The 17,909-nt window shown below is 58.7% G+C and carries 15 protein-coding genes; 5 read left to right on the top strand and 10 right to left on the bottom strand.

The genetic code is table 11. From position 1 onward, the window contains the following. Window positions 1-49 precede the first annotated feature (49 nt). The gene (locus I1M21_RS05375) at window positions 50-1,060 is read left to right on the top strand and encodes a LacI family DNA-binding transcriptional regulator (protein ID WP_271759525.1); all 1,011 of its coding nucleotides are present in this window, start codon (window positions 50-52) and stop codon (window positions 1,058-1,060) included. A gap of 119 nt (window positions 1,061-1,179) precedes the next feature. Beyond that, on the top strand, window positions 1,180-2,145 hold the full coding sequence (locus I1M21_RS05370) for a DNA/RNA non-specific endonuclease (RefSeq protein WP_195192738.1): 966 nt from the start codon (window positions 1,180-1,182) through the stop codon (window positions 2,143-2,145). Between the two features lie 114 nt (window positions 2,146-2,259). Here I1M21_RS05370 and I1M21_RS05365 read toward each other — a convergent pair whose 3' ends face one another. The 4 genes from I1M21_RS05365 to I1M21_RS05350 all read right to left on the bottom strand — a co-directional run bounded on the left by I1M21_RS05365 (window position 2,260) and on the right by I1M21_RS05350 (window position 6,916). Continuing rightward, a complete protein-coding gene (locus tag I1M21_RS05365) occupies window positions 2,260-4,335 on the bottom strand; it encodes an elongation factor G (RefSeq protein ID WP_195192737.1) in 2,076 nt (691 codons plus the stop codon). Window positions 4,336-4,645: 310 nt separating this feature from the next. Next, complete coding sequence (locus I1M21_RS05360; protein ID WP_229025627.1) at window positions 4,646-5,410, bottom strand: amino acid ABC transporter ATP-binding protein; 765 nt, start codon at window positions 5,408-5,410, stop codon at window positions 4,646-4,648. Then, complete coding sequence (locus I1M21_RS05355) at window positions 5,403-6,056, bottom strand: amino acid ABC transporter permease (protein ID WP_006235606.1); 654 nt, start codon at window positions 6,054-6,056, stop codon at window positions 5,403-5,405. Before I1M21_RS05355 ends, I1M21_RS05360 begins: the two co-directional genes overlap by 8 nt. After that, entirely contained in the window at window positions 6,056-6,916 is an 861-nt protein-coding gene (locus I1M21_RS05350; protein WP_195192736.1) for a transporter substrate-binding domain-containing protein, read from the bottom strand. The genes I1M21_RS05355 and I1M21_RS05350 overlap by 1 nt, the downstream gene beginning before the upstream one ends. 434 nt (window positions 6,917-7,350) lie before the next feature. Here I1M21_RS05350 and rlmD point away from each other — a divergent pair, with 434 nt between their 5' ends. After that, a complete protein-coding gene (gene rlmD / locus I1M21_RS05345) occupies window positions 7,351-8,799 on the top strand; it encodes a 23S rRNA (uracil(1939)-C(5))-methyltransferase RlmD (protein ID WP_195192735.1) in 1,449 nt (482 codons plus the stop codon). 78 nt (window positions 8,800-8,877) lie between these two features. Here rlmD and I1M21_RS05340 read toward each other — a convergent pair whose 3' ends face one another. The 5 genes from I1M21_RS05340 to tilS all read right to left on the bottom strand — a co-directional run bounded on the left by I1M21_RS05340 (window position 8,878) and on the right by tilS (window position 15,601). Then, complete coding sequence (locus tag I1M21_RS05340) at window positions 8,878-9,699, bottom strand: phosphatase (RefSeq protein ID WP_195192734.1); 822 nt, start codon at window positions 9,697-9,699, stop codon at window positions 8,878-8,880. A 165-nt stretch (window positions 9,700-9,864) separates the two neighbouring features. Then, entirely contained in the window at window positions 9,865-11,049 is a 1,185-nt protein-coding gene (locus I1M21_RS05335) for a pyridoxal phosphate-dependent aminotransferase (protein WP_195192733.1), read from the bottom strand. Between the two features lie 189 nt (window positions 11,050-11,238). Beyond that, window positions 11,239-13,302, bottom strand: coding sequence for an ATP-dependent zinc metalloprotease FtsH (ftsH, locus tag I1M21_RS05330; RefSeq protein ID WP_271762926.1), 2,064 nt, complete (start codon window positions 13,300-13,302; stop codon window positions 11,239-11,241). Window positions 13,303-13,363: 61 nt separating this feature from the next. Continuing rightward, the gene (hpt, locus tag I1M21_RS05325) at window positions 13,364-13,912 is read right to left on the bottom strand and encodes a hypoxanthine phosphoribosyltransferase (RefSeq protein ID WP_117774133.1); all 549 of its coding nucleotides are present in this window, start codon (window positions 13,910-13,912) and stop codon (window positions 13,364-13,366) included. A 147-nt stretch (window positions 13,913-14,059) separates the two neighbouring features. After that, window positions 14,060-15,601 (bottom strand): tRNA lysidine(34) synthetase TilS, encoded by a 1,542-nt coding sequence (tilS, locus tag I1M21_RS05320; protein ID WP_195192731.1) that lies wholly within the window; start codon window positions 15,599-15,601, stop codon window positions 14,060-14,062. 48 nt (window positions 15,602-15,649) lie between these two features. Between tilS and I1M21_RS05315 the strand changes: the two genes are divergently transcribed. After that, window positions 15,650-16,459 (top strand): MBL fold metallo-hydrolase, encoded by an 810-nt coding sequence (locus tag I1M21_RS05315; protein WP_195192730.1) that lies wholly within the window; start codon window positions 15,650-15,652, stop codon window positions 16,457-16,459. 82 nt (window positions 16,460-16,541) lie between these two features. Here I1M21_RS05315 and I1M21_RS05310 read toward each other — a convergent pair whose 3' ends face one another. After that, on the bottom strand, window positions 16,542-16,973 hold the full coding sequence (locus I1M21_RS05310; protein WP_195192729.1) for an Hsp20/alpha crystallin family protein: 432 nt from the start codon (window positions 16,971-16,973) through the stop codon (window positions 16,542-16,544). 277 nt (window positions 16,974-17,250) lie between these two features. On the opposite strand from I1M21_RS05310, the gene I1M21_RS05305 reads away from it, so the two are divergent. Beyond that, window positions 17,251-17,718, top strand: a complete 468-nt coding sequence (locus I1M21_RS05305; protein WP_195192728.1) for a hypothetical protein — start codon at window positions 17,251-17,253, stop codon at window positions 17,716-17,718. Window positions 17,719-17,909: the final 191 nt, after the last annotated feature.

Here is a 17,909-nt window from a genome sequence, read left to right as displayed (position 1 = left end):
ACTCAAAGTCATCATGTTGGAAAATGCTCATCTGTCGGAAGGAGTCGCTGTGGCAAAACAGCGCGTTACGATCGCAGACGTCGCTCGAGAGGCGGGAACCTCGACGGCAAGCGTCTCGTATTACCTCAACGACAAACGAGAAAAGCTTAGCGAGAAGACGCAGAACAAAATCGCGCGCGTCATTAAGGAACTCGGATACGTTCCCAACGCCCAAGCGCAGACGCTCACCGGCAAGCAAACCCACGTCATCGCCATCATCATTTTGGATAACACCAACAAATGGGCGGGGCTCGTTCTCAATGGCATGGAGCAGGTCATGCTCCCCGCGGGCTACCAGACGGTCGTTTGCACGAGCAACTTTAACCCCGAGACCGAGCTCATGTACGTCGACAAAATGCTCTCGCTGGGCGTCGATGGCTTTATCATCCAGCCCACGGCAAACTTCAAAGCCGTGCACGACCGCATTAGACGAGCCGGCAAGCCGGTCGTCTTTTTCGATGCGGCCATCTATAGCCCAGGTACCAGCTGGATCAAAACCAACCTTTACGACGGCGTGTACAACGCCACACAGGCACTCCTCGACGCCGGCTACGAAGATTTCTTTTCCATTGCCGCCAACATGACCGAGATGCGCACCCGCATGGAGCGTTTTCAGGGGTATGCCGAGGCGCTGGCCGCGAATGGGCAGCTCTACAAAGCGATTCCCATCGATCACAACAAGCCGTCAATCAACGAGCTTACCGAGTACTTTAAATTCAAGTTCAATCCCGCCAAGCGTACGCTCATCTTTGTCCAAAACCAATGGGCGCTCCCCCGCGTCTACAAGGCGCTTCAGCCCATGGCCCATCTGCTTCCGCAGCAAATCGGCCTTTTGGGACTCAACTGCGAAGACTGGACTAATCTCACCACGCCGACCGTCTCCACCATCATCGAGCCCGTCGACCAGGAAGGTCGCGAAGCAGCCGAGATGCTGCTCGCCCTACTTGACGGCAGCGGCGAACCCGGCGAGCAGCGCATTCTCGAGTGCAAGCTCAACTGGCTCGGCTCCACCTCGATCTAGGCTGCGGGACAAATGAATCAGTAGCGTCTATCCCAAATCTTGAGTATTTGTTCGATAGAACGACCCCTGCCGGCTCCTGCTAGACTGGTAGATTCCCAACCGTCCATCCAGGAGCCTCAATGTCGCGCAAGTCCACCTACAAGCAAGTACTTTCCATCGGCACCGCCGTGGTGCTGGGGTTTGCGCTGTTTACGGGATCACTCGACGGAGCGCCCAAGCTGCTGTCGCCGCAAAGCGATGAACAGGCGGTGGCTCTGGCCGAGAAGCAAAGCGAGAGCCCCAACCGCACCGACGACGAAGCGGACTTGGTCGCCCGGCTCGAATCGGGAACAGCGAGCTCCGAGGACTCCGGCGATGGCTCCGAATCCACCACGACCAACACCAACGGCAACGTTGCCGAGAACAGCGCCGCCACCCCCATCGACGAGGTCGAAAACCCCGACCTCAACCGCGCCCGCGGTGTTTATCTCAGCAGCATTCCCGACTATGCCGGCAACCCCTACGTTGCCCTTCGCGCCGACAGCACGCACCCGCTCGGCACACCATCATTCACGCTCGATGAATACGAGCGCGCTACAGAAGAGGGCTGCTTTAAGAAGTTCTCCAAGCTCGACAGCCTGGGCCGCACCCGCAAAGCACTCGCCTGCGTGGGCCCCGAATCACTCGGTCAAGGCGAGCGCGGCGATATCTCGCGTATCCATCCTGCCGGTTGGCACCAGCAGCGCTACGACTTTATTCCGGGCCAGAGCCTCTACAACCGCTGCCACCTTATCGCCTGGTCGCTCTGCGGCGAAAACGCCAACCGCAAAAATCTCCTCACCGGCACGCGCTATCTCAACGAAACGAGCATGCTGCCGTTTGAGGAGCAGATTCTCGGCTACATCCGCGACACGGGCAACCATGTGCTCTACCGCGTCACGCCCATGTATAACGAAGAGGAACTTGTCTGCCGCGGTGTGCGCCTTGAGGCGCAATCGGTCGAGGACCACGGCAAGACCCTGTGCTTCCACGTGTACTGCTATAACCTACAGCCGCACGTTCGGATCGACTACGTCACCGGCCGCAACCAGGCCTCGGGGAACTAGCCCCAAGCCACGACAAGAACCGATTTGCAACCCCACCGGGGACCAAAAAGGGCCGCCCTGGATTGCCCAGAGCAGCCCTTGCATCGGCATGCATGTTGCAGGCAAAGCCACACGCTACTTGGCGCGGCCCTCCTCATAGCGCTCGACCAGCTTGGCCTGAACGTCATAAGGTACCTGCTCGTAGCCGGCGGGCTTCATGGTAAAGTCGCCTGTGCCGCGCGTGATAGAGCGCAGGCGCGTCGAGTAATCCGTCAGCTCGGCGAGAGGTGCCTGGGCGATGACCACGGTGTCGCCGCGCTCATCGGTCTCCATGCCCGTCACGCGACCGCGCGATGCCGAGATGTCGCCCATCACGGCGCCGGCGTAGCTCTCGGGGATAGTCACCGTGATTTCCTCGATGGGCTCCAGCACCACCGGGTCGGCATCGGCGCATGCCTTGCGCAGGCCGATGCGAGCCGCCGCGCGGAACGCCATCTCGTTGGAGTCGACGCTGTGATACGAGCCGTCATACACCGCGACACGAATGCCCGTGAGCGGATAGCCGGCAATAATACCGTCCTTCATGGTCTCCTGGACGCCCTTGTCCACGGCGGGAATCAGCGAGCGCGGAATGCGGCCGCCCACGACCTCGTCCACAAACTCATAGCCGTCGCTCGTGCCGTCGGGCCCAATGAGCGGCTCCACGCGCAGCCAGCAGTCGCCGTACTGACCGGCACCGCCTGTCTGCTTCTTGTGGCGGCCCTGGGCACTTGCCGTGCGGCGAATGGTCTCACGATACGGAATACGGATCGGCACGCTCTTGGCGGCAACCTTGGTGCGGTCCTCCAGACGGTTGAGCAGCACCGAAACCTGTGCCTCACCCACGGCGGAGATGATAGTCTGGCCCGTCTCCTCGTCGCGGTCGATGCTCATGGTCGGATCGGCCTTGCAGGCCTTCTCGATAAACGTGTAGAGCTTCTCTTCGTCGCCGCGATTCTCGGCCTCGATGGCAATGCGGTACTGCGAGTTGGGGAACTTAAACGCCGCAGCCTCGACCTTGCCGGTAATCGAGAGCGTATCGCCCGTCTCGGCCGCCAGCTTGGGTGCCACGATAATGTCGCCGGCATAGGCGTGACCGACCTCGGTCATGTCGCGGCCGCACATCACATACAGGTGAGCCAGACGGTCGCCCTTGCGGGTACGCGCGTTGATCAGCTCAAGACCCGGCTCAAGCGTGCCCGTCAGCACCTTGATAAAGCTGATGCGACCCTGCTGCGGATCGGCCAGCGTCTTAAACACAAATGCCACCGGACGGTCATCGTCACTCGAGATCTTAAGCGAATCGCCGTCGATGAGCGGCATCTCGCCGTAGTCCGTCGGCGCCGGGAAGTACGTGGCGATGTCGTCCATCAGCGAGTTGACGCCCTGCTCCTTAATGCAATCGCCCGCAAAAACCGGCACAAAGATGCGCTCGGCGATCGCCTTCGACAGCAGGCCTTCAAGCTCCTCCTGCGTCAGCGTCTCCTCGCCTTCCAGGTACTTCATCATCAGTTCGTCGTCAGCCTCGGCCACCAGCTCGCACAGATGGTCGTGGGCTTCCTCGGCCTGGGCACGATACTCCTCGGGAATCTCCGACTCAACTGCCTCGGCGCCGTTGCAGTGGCGCGCCTTCATACGCACCAGGTCGATAATGCCGTCAAAGTCCTCGCCCTCGCCCCAGGGGAGGGTCACGGCACCCAAACGCGTACCAAAACGTTCCTGCAGCAGGCCCATCGTGGTCGTAAAGCTGGCCTCGGGACGCGACAGGCGGTTTACGAACACCGCGCGCGCCAGGCGCAGGTCCTCGGCGGCGTACCAAAGCTTAACCGTCGTCGGCTGCGGGCCGGCCTCGGCGTCGACCACGAACAGCGCCGTCTCGCAGACGCTCATCGCGGCAAAGGCGTCGCCGATAAAATCGGGGTAGCACGGGGCATCGAGCACGTTGATGCGGGCGCCCTTCCAATCGATCGGCGCGATGGTCGTCGAGATAGAAAATGAACGCTTGACCTCTTCGGGGTCATAGTCGAGCGTGGGCTTGGTGCCGTCGTGGCCGCCCAGGCGGGCGGTCTTGCCGGAAAGGTGGAGCATGGCCTCGGCGAGTGAAGTCTTGCCCACCCCGCCTTGGCCTACGAGCACCACGTTCCTTACGTTACCGGTCTTGGGAGCACCCATGATGACCTCCTTGCAGGGCCGCGCGCATTGCGCGACGCCAACGGGGAGAGTTCGCGGTCGGTGCCGTCCCGGGAGCAGCATGGTCGGCAGCCGAGCCGACTCACCCTCCAAATGTCCTATGCCACCACCCTACCCTCACGGGCGGCTGTCCATGCATACCTTTCGGCGCACGTATGAATACAGGCGGCGAGAGGAAGAGACAAGCTTGTGAGGCGATTATTGAACCCCGTCGATGCAAACAAAAAGCCGCCACAGACCGTAAGACCTGCGGCGGCTTCGCCTCAATTAATAGTTGAGTAAATACCTGAGCCTATCCCTCGATACGGCTCAAGAACTCACGGGTGCGCTGCTCGCGCGGATGGTCGATGACCTGCTCGGCAGGACCCTCCTCGACAATACGACCGCCATCCATAAAGACCACGCGGTCGGCAACATCGCGCGCAAACTGCATTGCGTGGGTCACAATCACCATCGTCATATTCTGCGCGGCAAGGTCCTTAATGACACGCAGCACCTCGGCCGTCAGCTCGGGATCGAGTGCCGAGGTCGGCTCGTCAAAGAACAGGATCTCCGGGTCGAGCGCCAAGGCGCGGGCAATACTCACGCGCTGCTGCTGACCGCCCGAAAGCTCACACGGCACCTTGTTCTCGTTTCCCGTCAGCCCCATTTGCGCAATCAGCTCGTGAGCGCGGGCTTCCGCCTGCTCGCGCGGACGCTTGAGCACGCGAATCGGAGCATCGGTGATGTTTTTCATCACGGTATAGTGCGGGAACAGGTTGTAATTTTGGAACACCAGGCCGAATCGCGAGCGCGTTTGCTTGGGCACATCGCCCTTCGCATAGACCGCGCCCGAACCCGCATCCGTCGCAACGGCAAGGTCGCCAAACGAGAGTGAGCCTCCGTCGAGTGTCTCGAGCAGCGTGGCGCAGCGCAGCAGCGTGGACTTACCGCCACCCGAAGGTCCGATAATCGCCACAACCTCGCCACGCTTCACCTCAAGCGAGATATCCTTGAGCACCTCATTGCCGCCAAACGCCTTACGTGCGCTTTCGATTTTCATCACTGAGTTAGTCATGATAATAGTCCAGCTTCTTTTCGGCGGCGCCCAGCAGCATCTCGACCACAAAGTTAAAGACCCAGTAAATCAGCGCCGCGATCGCAAACGGCACCATGCTCACCTGCGAGGCGACCAGCGCCTTGGCCGTCGAGAACATCTCGCCCACGCCAATGGCAAACGCCAGCGACGTGTCCTTGACCAGCGTGATGATCTCGTTGCCCATCGCCGGCAGAATACGCTTGGCGACCTGCGGCATCACGATATACAGAAACGTCTGCACGCGCGAGTAGCCCAGCACCTCGGCAGCCTCGTATTGACCGCGCGGAATTGACTGCAGGCCCGAGCGATAGATCTCGGCAAAGTAACCGGCGTAGTTGATGATGAACGCCACAACGCACGCCGTCCACTTGGAATCGGGCGTGAGCGAAATACCAAACACGTAATACGGGGCAAAGTAGATGGCAAACATCTGCAGCATGAGCGGCGTACCGCGCATGACCGAGATATAGATGCGCGCAATCCAGCGGAGCGGCGCAATTTTGCTCATGCGCATAAACGCCACGGGGATTCCCAGCGGAATCGACCCCAACAGCGTCAGCACAAACAACTGCAAACTGACCAAGAAACCCTGGCCAAGCATCTGCATCATGACCTGAATAGACATTACTTGAGCACCCAATTATCGAAAGATAGACCATAGCTTGAATACTTGTCGCACAGGTCCTTAACCGTGCCGTCCTCGTAGAGCGCCTTGAGCGACTCGGTCACGGCGTCGGCCGACTTGGTGTCGCCCTTCTTAAAGCCGACGGCGTAGTGCTCGCTGGACAGCGGCTCATCAAGCTGCGTATAGGCATCGGGCTTGGCGGCAAGCTGATACTGGGCAATCGAAAGGTCGCAAGCCACGGCATCGACCGCGCCGCTCTCGAGCTGCATAAAGGCCGTGTTGTACTCGCCGATCGTGTCGAGCGTGGCAAACGTCGCCGCCAGATCCTTCTGGTCACCCTCAAGCACGTCCTGCGCAGCGGAATCAGTCTGGGTAATCACAGTCTTGCCGGCAAGATCGTCCCAGCCCTTGATGCCCGCATCCTTCTTGACCACCAGCACCTGCTCGTTGAGCATGTACGGCTCGGAGAACGTGTAGTCGTCCTCACGGCCCTCCATGGTAAAGCCGTTCCAGATGCAGTTGATGGCGCCGGAGTTGAGCAGCGTATCCTTGGCGTCCCAGTCGATGGCCTCGTATTTGACCTCCCAGCCCTGCTTATCGGCAACAGCCTTGGCCAGATCGAGATCAAAGCCGGTGTACTCGCCATCGTCGCCCACAAAGCCGTACGGAGGATAGGACTTATCAAAGCCCACCACGAGCTTCTTGGACTCCGCAGCGCCCTTCATGTCCTTGGCTGCAGCAGAACCGGCAGCGGAACCCTTACCGGCACCACCACCGCAGCCTACCAGGCCAAGGCCTAGAACCGTAGCGAGCGAACCGGCTAGACCAACAAACTGACGACGAGACATATCGGTATTCATGGCATTCCCCCTTGATGGTACTTTAGTTAGGTAAAGTGAGTCATGTAACGTTCAGAATCATACACTCTACCTTGATAAAGTACAAGGGAGAGGTTGCCCGGCGTGGGCGGGGAGCGGCGCGTAATTAAGTTTCCTGCTCTACAGTCCTGCGCAAGACGGAAAGCACGCATGGAGCACAAGGTTGGTGCACCCGGAATGCCGGCAGCCGTCACGGTATTTAATTTGCTGCTCTACAGTCCTGCTCACGACGGAGGCCACATTAAGTGGCCTCCTGTTCGTGCGGAACTCGCGACAAATAAAATACCGTGACGGCTGCCGGCATTCCGGGAGACAACGTGCTCGGGACTTAAATAGGCGTCCCCTCCAATCGGGCACGTTGAATGCACGGTACAATTACTTCGGACTTTTCTTTTATTTAATAGTGGAGTTAATTCATGGCAGAATCTCGTGCGGAGCGTAAGGCTCGTCGTGCTTTGATCGAGGCAGCTGAGGGGTCGGAAGAGAAAAAATCTTCTAAGAAATCCAAGTCGTCTCAGGGCGCAAAGGGTAAGTCGGCCAAGGGCAAGGCTAAGGCCAAGCGTCCCGGCTCTCGTCGGAACGAGGATAAGGCATCTCAGACTCGCTCCAAGCGCTCGCATAAAGATCAGGTTTCGTCTGCGCGTAAGGCTGTGGACCCCAAGTCTCCCTGTTCGATCATGAAAGCTTGCGGTGGGTGTACGGCGCTCAATCGTCCTTATAAGAAGCAGCTCGCCGCCAAGCAGGCTGCTATGGAGGAGCTTTTTGCTGCTCTTTGCGAGCGTGAGGGTATTAGCGTCGACCCCATTCGCGGTATGGGCGTCACCCTGGGCGACCCGGGCAAATATCCTGCGCCGCGTGGCTTTCGTCATAAGGCTGCCACTCCCTTTGCTCCCGGTAAGGAGGGCGCCGTCCGTTGCGGTTTCTTTGAGCGCGGCACGCACAAGATCGTTGCCGTACCCGAATGCCCCGTCGAGGCACCGGGCGCCCGACAAATTCTTAACGGCATCGCGCGTGAAGCTGAGCGCCTGCACATTCCCGCCTTTAACGAGGACAAGCATCTGGGCTTGCTCCGCTATGCCGTCGTCCGCTGCGGTTGGCGTACCGACCAGGTCATGGTTACGCTCGTGACCGCCCAGCGTGACTTACCGCATGCACAGGAGTTCTTTGAAGCCGTGGCGGCACTCGATCCGCATATCGTCACCGTTGCCCAAAATATCAATGGCCGTCCCGGTAACGCCATCTTGGGCGAGGAGACTCGTATCGTCTATGGCGCCGAGTGCATGCGCGACCAGCTGCTCGGTTGCGAATTCGATATCTCCCCCACCGCGTTCTATCAGACCAATCCGCAGCAGACCGAGCAGCTCTATCAGCTCGCGATTGACGGCATGGACCTGCAGCAGGGCGATGTGCTTATGGATGCTTACTGCGGTAGCGGTACCATCGGTCTTTGCGCAGCTAAAGATGCCCAGAACAAGGGGATCGGCATTATGCTGCTCGGCGTGGAGCGCAACCCGGCGGGCATTGCCGACGCACGCCGCAATGCCGAGCTCAACGGCCTCACCCGCAGCGCTTGGTTTATGGCCGACGATGCCACCGATTACATCCTAGATGCCGCCGACAACAACGAGCAGATCGATGTCCTTTCCATCGACCCGCCGCGTGCCGGCTCCACCCCCGAGTTCCTCGAAGCTGCCTGCGCACTTAAGCCGCGCCGCATCACCTATATCAGCTGCAACCCCGTGACCCAAGAGCGCGACCTGCACCAGCTCCTCGACGGAGGCTATCGCCTGCTCAAGATCACGCCAGTCGACATGTTCCCCCATACCGACCACACCGAAACCGTAGCGGTCCTCGAACGCCGCTAACCAACCTCAGTAGATTTTTGGGACAAGAAAGGGGGCGACCCGTCTGGGCCGCCCCCTTCGCTTGGTTTAAAAATTCCGCTATATCCCCTTGCGCAGGTCGCACACGCCGGCTGCCGCCATCTCGCGCAGCAGCGTCTCGCGATCGCGCGTCACGATCAGATCCAACGGGAAGTGAATCTCGTCGAGCATCTTGCGAGCGTAATCGAGCTTACCAATTGCCATGCCAATGTGCGCATCGGTCGAAACGCCAATGCCCACGCCCAGCTCGGCGCAGCGCTCGGCGATCTTGCGGCATACGACCCAATGCTCAGTGTCGACACCGTGTTCAAGACTATGGTTGTTGATCTCGATAATCTTGTGCTTGGCCTTAGCCGCCAACAGCACCTCGTCGATATCGAACGGCACGCCCGAACGCCCCGTGTGACCCAGCATGAACACCTTGGGGTGCTCCAGGGCATTGATATACATCTCGGTCGTCTGGGCCAGCGTCGCGCCTTCAGCAATCTGCGGATTATGCACGCTCGCAACCAAATAATCCAAATTACGCGTAACCAAATCGAACAGCGAATGCTGACGGCTGTACGAATCGCCGGCAATATCGAGCGTGACAGGAGTGTCCTCGCCAAACAGGCTTCCGTCCAGCGAAACGATATCGGCCTCGGCACCACGCAGCACCAGCACGCCGCTCCAAATGCGCGGCCAGATATCCTGGTTGATAAAGAACTGGTAACTGCGCAGGTCATTGGGGCAAGCCGTAACCATAGAGCTCAAATGGTCGGCAGATCCGAGCACCTGCAGACCACGCTCTGCCGCCCAGTACACATTCTCCTCAATGGTCGAATATGCATGCGCAGAGAACATCGTATGGGTATGAATGTCACAAGAAAGCAGGTAGGGCATCAGGTCTCCTTATCTGGCACGGCCGTCGCTTATATTCATTGTACGCATAGCCTTCGATAGTCGTAAAACCACTCCATCCCAAAGACACAACGTCCATGACAACGGGGTCCGGCTTAACACCAAACCCCGTTTCACGTAAAACATTGTAGGCAGAGCGCTTTACTTTTAACGATACTCGTCCGCCAACTGTTTCCAAGCGGGTAGCGAATTGACAATCGTTTCGTAGCTCACGCAATAGCCCAGGCGGAACCAACCCGGCATACCAAAGCTGTCCGAGGGAACCGCAAGCAACTCATACTTCTTTGCGCGCTCGCAAAACGCATTCGCATCGGACTCCAACGCTTTCACCCATAGGTAGAACGCGCCATCCGGCTCAACATAGGTGTAGCCATACTCCGCTAGTGCGTCGGTAAGCGCGGTGCGGTTACGTGCATAGGCCTCAACGTCACTCGGCTCATCGATGCAGTCGATAATTACGCGCTGAAAGAGCGCCGGCGCGCACACGAAGCCCAGCGTGCGGGCAGCACCCGCAACAGCCGGCATCAGACGGGCAGCCTGCGGATTGGTGTTGGGAACCAAGATCCAACCCACGCGCTCACCAGGCAGCGACAGCGACTTGGAATACGAGTAGCACACGATGGTGTGCTCGTAGATCGAGGGCACCCAAGGCACCTCGGCACCGTACACGATCTCGCGGTACGGCTCATCCGAGATGAGCATAATCGGATTCTCAGGATCGCGCTGAGCGTTGGCCTCGCGCAGAACATTGGCCAGTCGCGTCAGCGTGTCGCGCGTATATACGGCACCGGTCGGGTTGTTGGGCGAGTCGATAATGACGGCTGCCGTCTTGTCGGTGATCGCCTTGAGCACGTTGTCCACGCTCAGCTGGAACGTGTCTTCATCAGCAGGCGACTCAACACACGTGCAGCCGGCCTTCTCAATCCAAACGCGATACTCCGGAAAGTATGGGGCGATAACAATAACCTCGTCGCCCGGGTTCGTAACGGCGTTGAGCGTGCAGGTGAGCGAAGCCGCGGCACCCACCGTCATAAAGACGTCTTTGCCCTCATAGTTCGTTCCAAAGCGGCGGTTGAGCGATTCGGCGACGGCTGCTCGACATTGCGGCAGGCCCGGAGCGGGGGTGTAGCCGTGCAACTGGTCACTCGGCAGCCCCAAGGCCTTCTTAATCGACTCAGCCACAGCAGCGGGCGCCGGAACGCTCGGATTGCCCAGCGAAAAATCGAATACGTTCTCCGCACCGATCTGTGCCTTGCGCTCAAGACCATAGCTAAAGATCTCGCGGATGATGGAGCTTTCCGCACCGCGAGCATACATAGTTTCGTTGATCATCTGTTCCCCTTTCGCATAGGCGCTATTGTACGCTTTAGCCGAGCAAAGTGCCGCAGCAATGTTGATTGGGGACAGACTTAAATGCGTGAAAACGCTCATTTAAGTCTGTCCCCAATCAACAGACGGCCCCATATCGCTCAAAAGAAAAAGCCTCCGCAGGTTTCCCCGCGGAGGCTTTCACCACAAAGACTATTTGTCGGCGTCGGTGTCGGCACCGGCATCATCGGCAGTCTCGGATGCGGCTTCTGCATCCTCCTGCATAGCCGCCTGCGCAAAGGCTGCGGCATCAGCCGCCAGCTCCTCCTCGCTCATACGAGGCGCGCGCTTCTTGGTCGGCATGCCGGCTGCCTTGGCATTGCGCTCCTCCTTGGCTGCCAGGATATCGCCCTCGCGCTCAAGGTAGGCATCCCACTCGTTGTCGAGCAGGGCGTTCACGGCGTCGCCTTCGACGGTCTCGCGCTCAAGCAGCACCTTGGCCATCAGGTCGAGCTGATCGCGACGGGCATCCAAAATCTCGACCGCACGACGATGGGCCTCACGCATAATGCGCTGGACCTCAATGTCGATGCGACGCGCCGTCTCCTCAGAGTAATCCTGGTGATCGGCGTAATCGCGGCCCAGGAATACCTGATGCTGCGCCTCACCAAACACCTGCGTTCCAAGCTCCTCGCTCATGCCAAGGCGCGTGACCATCTCGCGCGCCATCTTGGTCGCGCGCTCCAGGTCGTTGCTCGCGCCCGACGTGATGTCGTCGCACATGAGTTCCTCGGCAACGCGACCACCCAAGAACACGGCGAGCTCGTCGAGCATCTCATTCTTGGTCTTGAGGAAGTGGTCCTCCTGCGGAAGCTGCAGCGTGTAGCCCAGCGCCTGGCCGCGGCTGACAATCGAGATCTTGTGAACCGGATCGGAATGCTCCAGGATGTGACCCACCAGGGCGTGACCGCTCTCGTGGTAGGCAATCGTGGTGCGCTCGGCCTCGGTCATCACGCGACCCTTGCGCTGCGGACCGGCAATCACGCGTTCCATCGATTCCTCGACCTCGTCCATCGAGATCACGGAACGATGGCGGCGGGCAGCCAGCAGCGCAGACTCGTTGAGCAGATTTGCCAGATCGGCGCCGGTGAAGCCAACGGTCATCTGGGCGAGCTTCTCAAACTTCACGTCCTCGTCCATCGGCTTGTTCTCGGCATGCACGCGCAAGATCTGCTCGCGGCCCTTCACATCCGGACGGTCGACCGTGACCTGACGGTCAAAACGACCGGGACGCAGTAATGCCGGATCCAAGATGTCAGGACGGTTGGTCGCAGCGATCAGGATGACCGACTCGCTCTCCTCAAAACCGTCCATCTCGACCAGCAGCTGGTTGAGCGTCTGCTCGCGCTCGTCGTGGCCGCCGCCCAGGCCGGCTCCGCGCTGACGTCCCACGGCATCGATCTCATCGATGAAGATAATCGACGGAGCCTGGGACTTGGCCTCCTTAAAGAGGTCACGCACACGGCTGGCGCCGACACCCACGAACATCTCGACAAAGTCGGAACCCGAGATGCTAAAGAACGGCACGCCCGCCTCGCCGGCAACGGCCTTGGCCAACAGCGTTTTACCGGTGCCCGGAGGGCCCACCAGCAACACGCCGCGCGGGATCTTGGCGCCCAGCTTGCGATAGCGATCCGGATCGCTCAAAAAGTCACGGATCTCCTCGAGCTCCTCGACGGCCTCGTCCACGCCGGCAACGTCTTCAAACTTGACCTTGGGGCGCGTGGCCTCGTTGGTCTTGGCGTTGGTCTTGCCAAACTGCATGTTCCTGTTGTTGGCGCCCATCATCTGGCGCATAAAGTAGAACATGATGGCAATCAGGGCAATCGTCGGCAGCACGCTCATCGCCAGGTCGCCCCAAAAATCGGGATCGTTGGTGTTGACGATGTACTTGGTATCGGGGTGCTCCGCCATAAGGTCGGCAAGCGAATCGGAGCCGACATAGGTCGAGGAGAAGCTCTTGAGCTCGCTCGTATCGCCCTTGTCCTTCTTCGTCTTCCAGTAATGCCCCGTCACGCTTCCGTCTTGAACCGTATAGGTCAGATCCTCGACGCGATCCTGCTTGATGGCACTCACCATCTCGCTCGTCGCGAGCTTAACGGTATTGCTGGAATTGGCAAAGCCGGAGCCCATGTTAAAGAAGGCGTAGCCCAGGAGCGCGCAAGCCAAAATAAAATACAGCCAGCCCGTACGCGTGGGCTTCTTGCCTCCGGGCATCCCCGGGATCTTAGGCTCCCGGGGAGTCTGGGAATTGTTATCGTTACGGTCGTCGGGCATCTTACGAATAAACCTCCGGTTTCAAAATGCCCAGATACGGAAGGTTACGATAGCGCTCGGCATAGTCGAGGCCGTAGCCCACCACAAAGGCATCGGGGCAATGGGTTCCAACATACTTGGGCGTGATGGCCGAGGTACGGTCCTCAACGTCCTTCCACAGGAAGGCGGCGACCTCCAGAGAAGCGGGCTTGCGGCTCTCGAGGTTCTTCATCAGATACTTGAGCGTCAGGCCCGAGTCCAGAATGTCCTCGACGATCAGCACGTCGCGACCGCGGATGTCGATATCCAGGTCCTTAATGATACGCACGATACCCGAGGACTTCACGCCGTCGCCATAGCTCGAAACAGCCATGAAATCGATGTTGGTCGGCAGCTCGATCTTGCGCATCAGGTCGCCCATAAAGACCACGGCGCCGCGCAGGACCGCAATCAGCACCAGATCCTTACCCGCGTAGTCGCGAGTAATCTGCTCGCCTAGGCGAGAGACGATACCGTCGATATCCTCCTGCGTAAACAGAACCTTCTCGATATCCGGATGTTGAGAAGCCATGACAACCCTTTCTTGTGCTTATCGCCCACACACCGCCGTATGGACGCGAACTTCACATTCTAGCAGCGCACGGGGTATATTTTCCAGCCCGTACGCCATCAGCGCGGGAATACCGTCAACGTCGCACAGAATAGCTGGCGTGGGACGCTATTCCGCATCGACCACACGAAGCAGATACGCCACGCGCGTTGCGGCCGTGCATTTAAAACGCTCGTCCGTGCGAACGCCTGCGACCCATACCACGGCACCTCCCGGAGCCGTTCTCACCACAGGAACGCCTGCGCGCTCAGAAACGGGAATACGGGCCTCATTGAGCAGGTCGGATACCTTCTTGCTTCGCCCACTCATGCCCAACGGACACATCACATCCCCCGGCGCGGGACCGTCTACCCACAGACGCGCCAAACGCGCCTCGGCGGGAATCTCCCCGCGCGAGCCGGCGAGCATCCGTTCGCTATCGCGATCGGCAAAGCCCAGCGTCGCGGCATCCACCATAGCGGCCACCCCTCCGGCACCCGCGAGTTCACGGGCACGGCGCACAATATCGCACCCCGGCTCGACGGCCATCGTCTCTGCCACCAGGATGCGGCCCGCCCCCAGCGGCAATCGACCGGGAATGGTGACCCAATCGGCAACTAACCCCTCGCGCGCCGCCGGGGCCTTGAATGACAGCATGCCAAACTCCACGCGCGCATCGATTCCCGCCGGCAGCGTGACCGAACCCGAGCCTTCGGCGACACAGGCGAGCACGCGCTCCACATGCCGCATCTCCGGGCGAGCGTCGGGGTCGATACGCTTAATTGCCAGTCGCACCATGCGCCGAGCAATCACCACCTCGGCCGCGGCCAGTCGGCGAGCGTCAAGGACCAGTGCACCCGCCGCCTCCTTACGCAGGCAGCTTCGAAACGCCTGCGCGGAAAGCTGGGAAAGAAAGGCGTCCTCATCGCCTAAGATCTCGCAGGCGGCGCCAATCGTCTTACAGACGCTCGCGTTGCGCTGCGCCACCACCGGCATCACCCGATGGCGCACGTAGTTACGCAAGTACGACACGTCCTCGTTGCTCTCGTCCTCTCGCCACGGCTGACCATGCACCTGCAGATAGCCCACGAGCTCATCATGAGTCAGGTCGAGCAAGGGACGCACCACGATATTCCTCCGGCGAGGAATGCTCGATAGACCAGCGGGCCCCGAACCCTTAATCGCGTTCATCAAAAACGTTTCCGCGCGATCCGAAGACGTGTGCGCGGTGCAGATACGAGCCGCCGTTCGCGGTGCCCCCGTCTGGGCGCAGAGCTCGCGGACATACCTCCGCGCCGCGGCATAGCGCACCTCGCGGGCAGCCGCCTCGATATTGCCCGATTCATCATCAAAATAGGCATGCTCAACACACAGCGGCAAGCCATATTGTGCGCATAGGCCGCGCACAAAGGCCTCGTCGCCATCGGATGCCTCACCGCGCAGATGATGGTTCACATGCAGCACGTGCAGTCGCTCGCGCGCGATGGGAGCTACACCACGCCCATCCTGAATATCCAACTTTGATGTGCACGCCATAAGGAGCAAAGCCGTCGAGTCCGCACCACCTGATACCATGAGCACCACGGGGGCAGCCGTCTGCCGCGTTGCCAGGGCCTTATCATCAGCCCGCGATGCAGCATGGTGTCCATAATGCTGAGATACCGTTGGCATTTGCTTCCTCCTCTATTCGTTCGCACCCATTGTATCCTTTGGAATCTTATGTCTCGTCTGCACCTTCATATCCTTGGCAGCGGCTCAAAAGGCAACTGCGCGCTCATCGAAGGCCCCCGGGGGCTCATCATGATTGACGACGGTCTTTCTCGCCGCGAGACATTAAAGCGCATGGCAGAACTGGGACTCTCGGCAGACAACGTCTCGGCTCTTCTCATTACGCATGAGCATAGCGATCACATCAAAGGTCTCGATGTCTGGTGCAAGCATTGGCACGGCCCCCTCTTTGCCAGCAGGGGCACACTTTCGAGCAAAGAAAATCTTTCGCATATGCCTGTCGAGGAATTCGATCCCGGTGACACCCTATCCATTGCCGGCATCCACGTGCAAACCTACTCAACATCACACGATGTCATCAATCCAGTCGGCTTTCGATTCGACGCCCCCGAAGATTCCATTGGCTTTGCCACCGACACCGGAGAGCTATCGAGCCAGGCTATGAACACCCTCAAAGATTGTCGAGTCCTCGCGCTCGAAAGCAACCACGATGTGACCATGCTGCGCGAGGGAGAATATCCCCGCTTTCTTCAGGAGCGCATCCTATCTACAAAAGGGCATCTGTCCAACGATCAGGCCGCCGAAGCCGCGCGCGAACTTGTTACCGATCGCACCGAACAGCTCATTGCCATGCATATCAGCCAAGACAACAATCGTCCGAGCCTTACCGTCAAAAGCTATGCCAAAGCTCTAGCCGCAACCCTAGATGACGAGGTCGGCAGCTCCGCCACCCTTCTCCAAGGATTGCGAAAACTCTCGATACGCCCCGCAAGCCAGTATCGGCCAGCAAGCATTCAATAGACTGTCCTAGACAGCAAAAGGGGCCGGGAATCGCTTCCCAGCCCCTTTTGTTATCTTTTAATAGCGCAGAACACCAACGAAGTTAGTCGATGGAGATCTTCGTAACGTTCTTCTTCTCGACGATCTTGGGAACCGTAACGGTAAGGATGCCGTCGGCGTACTTAGCCGAGAGCCCCTCGCTCGAAGCATCCTTGAGATACACACCGCGCGTCGCGCTGTACGAGCTGAACTCCTTCTGCAGGAAGTTCTTGCCCTCGTTCTCCTCGTCTTCCTCGACATTCACGCTAATGGAGAGACGGCCCTCGTTAAGCTCGACATCGATATCGTCCTTGGCGACGCCGGTAAGATAAGCCTTGACCTCATAGCCATCGCCCTTATCCTCAACGTCAACGGGGAACGCCTTAGAGGCAATCGAGCCGTTCGCTAGGTCACTCATATCATCAAACAGATCGAACAGCGAGCTTGCAGAGGGACGAACGCCAAAAACCGAACGATAAGGAACCATGCTTGCCATGTTTACCACTCCTTTATAGGACTGCCGAGTCATCTTCTAGGTGACTGGGACTTCTTTTGACGCTCTTATATATGCCCACCCGATACTCATATATACATCGACTATAAAGTTTTTTGAGTCCAGTACTATAAGCATATCTAAGTGTGTAGCACTAAGGTTTTAGGAAGGTTAAGGTTCTTTGAACCAGAGCTTAAATAACGAGTATGTCCACAGCTACAAATAACAAGGGGCTTACAATGAGCGCGTACACGTTGTTGGTAACGAGCTAAAGGGCATCATGGACGACCAAAACCAGAACAATATGTTTATGCCGACGCAGGGGGAAGATATTTCCACGCAGCCGCCACGGTTCCATCGACCCCACATCTCGCAAGAGCCCATTAATGATGCAGAGCCCGAATATGTGACGAGAAATCGATATCAAACGCTCGAGGATGCCCAAACGGGACGTAAGCATATGGGCGTCGCATCGGGCGATCCCGTATATCTAAAAGATGCACCGTTATCAAAAAACAGCGCAATCAATGACGACCCGACGAAAACGCCCATAACTCGGCAGCAAAGAGGTCCCCGACCTAAGCAAACCTTAACGCATTCGGCTCGTTATCTCGAAACGCCAAAACAGGGAAAATCAATCTTCGTTTCGTCAAATAAACGACGCAAGCAGCATCGACTGACAATCCTGCTTTTGATCATTGTGGTCATAGCAGTTGCACTTGTGATTCGATTTATTGTCTTTAAATAAAAGCTCATTACACATAAGCCCAACCGGGTTACAGGTGAAATGCAACGACATTGTGAAGTGTAAACGCAAAAAAGGGGGAGGCCGCGAGGCCTCCCCCTTCTTCAGTCCGTTGCGACGGCTCGGTGCCGTCCACCGGTCAGCGGCGCCCTGGCCTCCCACGGGCTGACCCCGCAGTACTCTCGGCGCGATGG

The organism is Collinsella aerofaciens (assembly GCF_015546965.1).
GTDB lineage: Bacteria > Actinomycetota > Coriobacteriia > Coriobacteriales > Coriobacteriaceae > Collinsella > Collinsella aerofaciens_X.
Note: the sequence above shows the minus strand (reverse complement) of the source record. Positions and strands in the feature narration are given on the sequence as shown.

Excerpts from the sequence above, each read along its gene's own strand:
- hpt (WP_117774133.1), bottom strand. The coding sequence starts at position 13,912 with ATGGCTTCTCAACATCCGGATATCGAGAAGGTTCTGTTTACGCAGGAG.
- ftsH (WP_271762926.1), bottom strand. The coding sequence starts at position 13,302 with ATGCCCGGAGGCAAGAAGCCCACGCGTACGGGCTGGCTGTATTTTATT.
- I1M21_RS05335 (WP_195192733.1), bottom strand. The coding sequence starts at position 11,049 with ATGATCAACGAAACTATGTATGCTCGCGGTGCGGAAAGCTCCATCATC.
- I1M21_RS05315 (WP_195192730.1), top strand. The coding sequence starts at position 15,650 with ATGTCTCGTCTGCACCTTCATATCCTTGGCAGCGGCTCAAAAGGCAAC.
- tilS (WP_195192731.1), bottom strand. The coding sequence starts at position 15,601 with ATGCCAACGGTATCTCAGCATTATGGACACCATGCTGCATCGCGGGCT.
- I1M21_RS05355 (WP_006235606.1), bottom strand. The coding sequence starts at position 6,056 with ATGTCTATTCAGGTCATGATGCAGATGCTTGGCCAGGGTTTCTTGGTC.
- I1M21_RS05365 (WP_195192737.1), bottom strand. The coding sequence starts at position 4,335 with ATGGGTGCTCCCAAGACCGGTAACGTAAGGAACGTGGTGCTCGTAGGC.
- I1M21_RS05340 (WP_195192734.1), bottom strand. The coding sequence starts at position 9,699 with ATGCCCTACCTGCTTTCTTGTGACATTCATACCCATACGATGTTCTCT.
- I1M21_RS05370 (WP_195192738.1), top strand. The coding sequence starts at position 1,180 with ATGTCGCGCAAGTCCACCTACAAGCAAGTACTTTCCATCGGCACCGCC.
- rlmD (WP_195192735.1), top strand. The coding sequence starts at position 7,351 with ATGGCAGAATCTCGTGCGGAGCGTAAGGCTCGTCGTGCTTTGATCGAG.
- I1M21_RS05350 (WP_195192736.1), bottom strand. The coding sequence starts at position 6,916 with ATGAATACCGATATGTCTCGTCGTCAGTTTGTTGGTCTAGCCGGTTCG.
- I1M21_RS05310 (WP_195192729.1), bottom strand. The coding sequence starts at position 16,973 with ATGGCAAGCATGGTTCCTTATCGTTCGGTTTTTGGCGTTCGTCCCTCT.
- I1M21_RS05305 (WP_195192728.1), top strand. The coding sequence starts at position 17,251 with ATGGACGACCAAAACCAGAACAATATGTTTATGCCGACGCAGGGGGAA.
- I1M21_RS05360 (WP_229025627.1), bottom strand. The coding sequence starts at position 5,410 with ATGACTAACTCAGTGATGAAAATCGAAAGCGCACGTAAGGCGTTTGGC.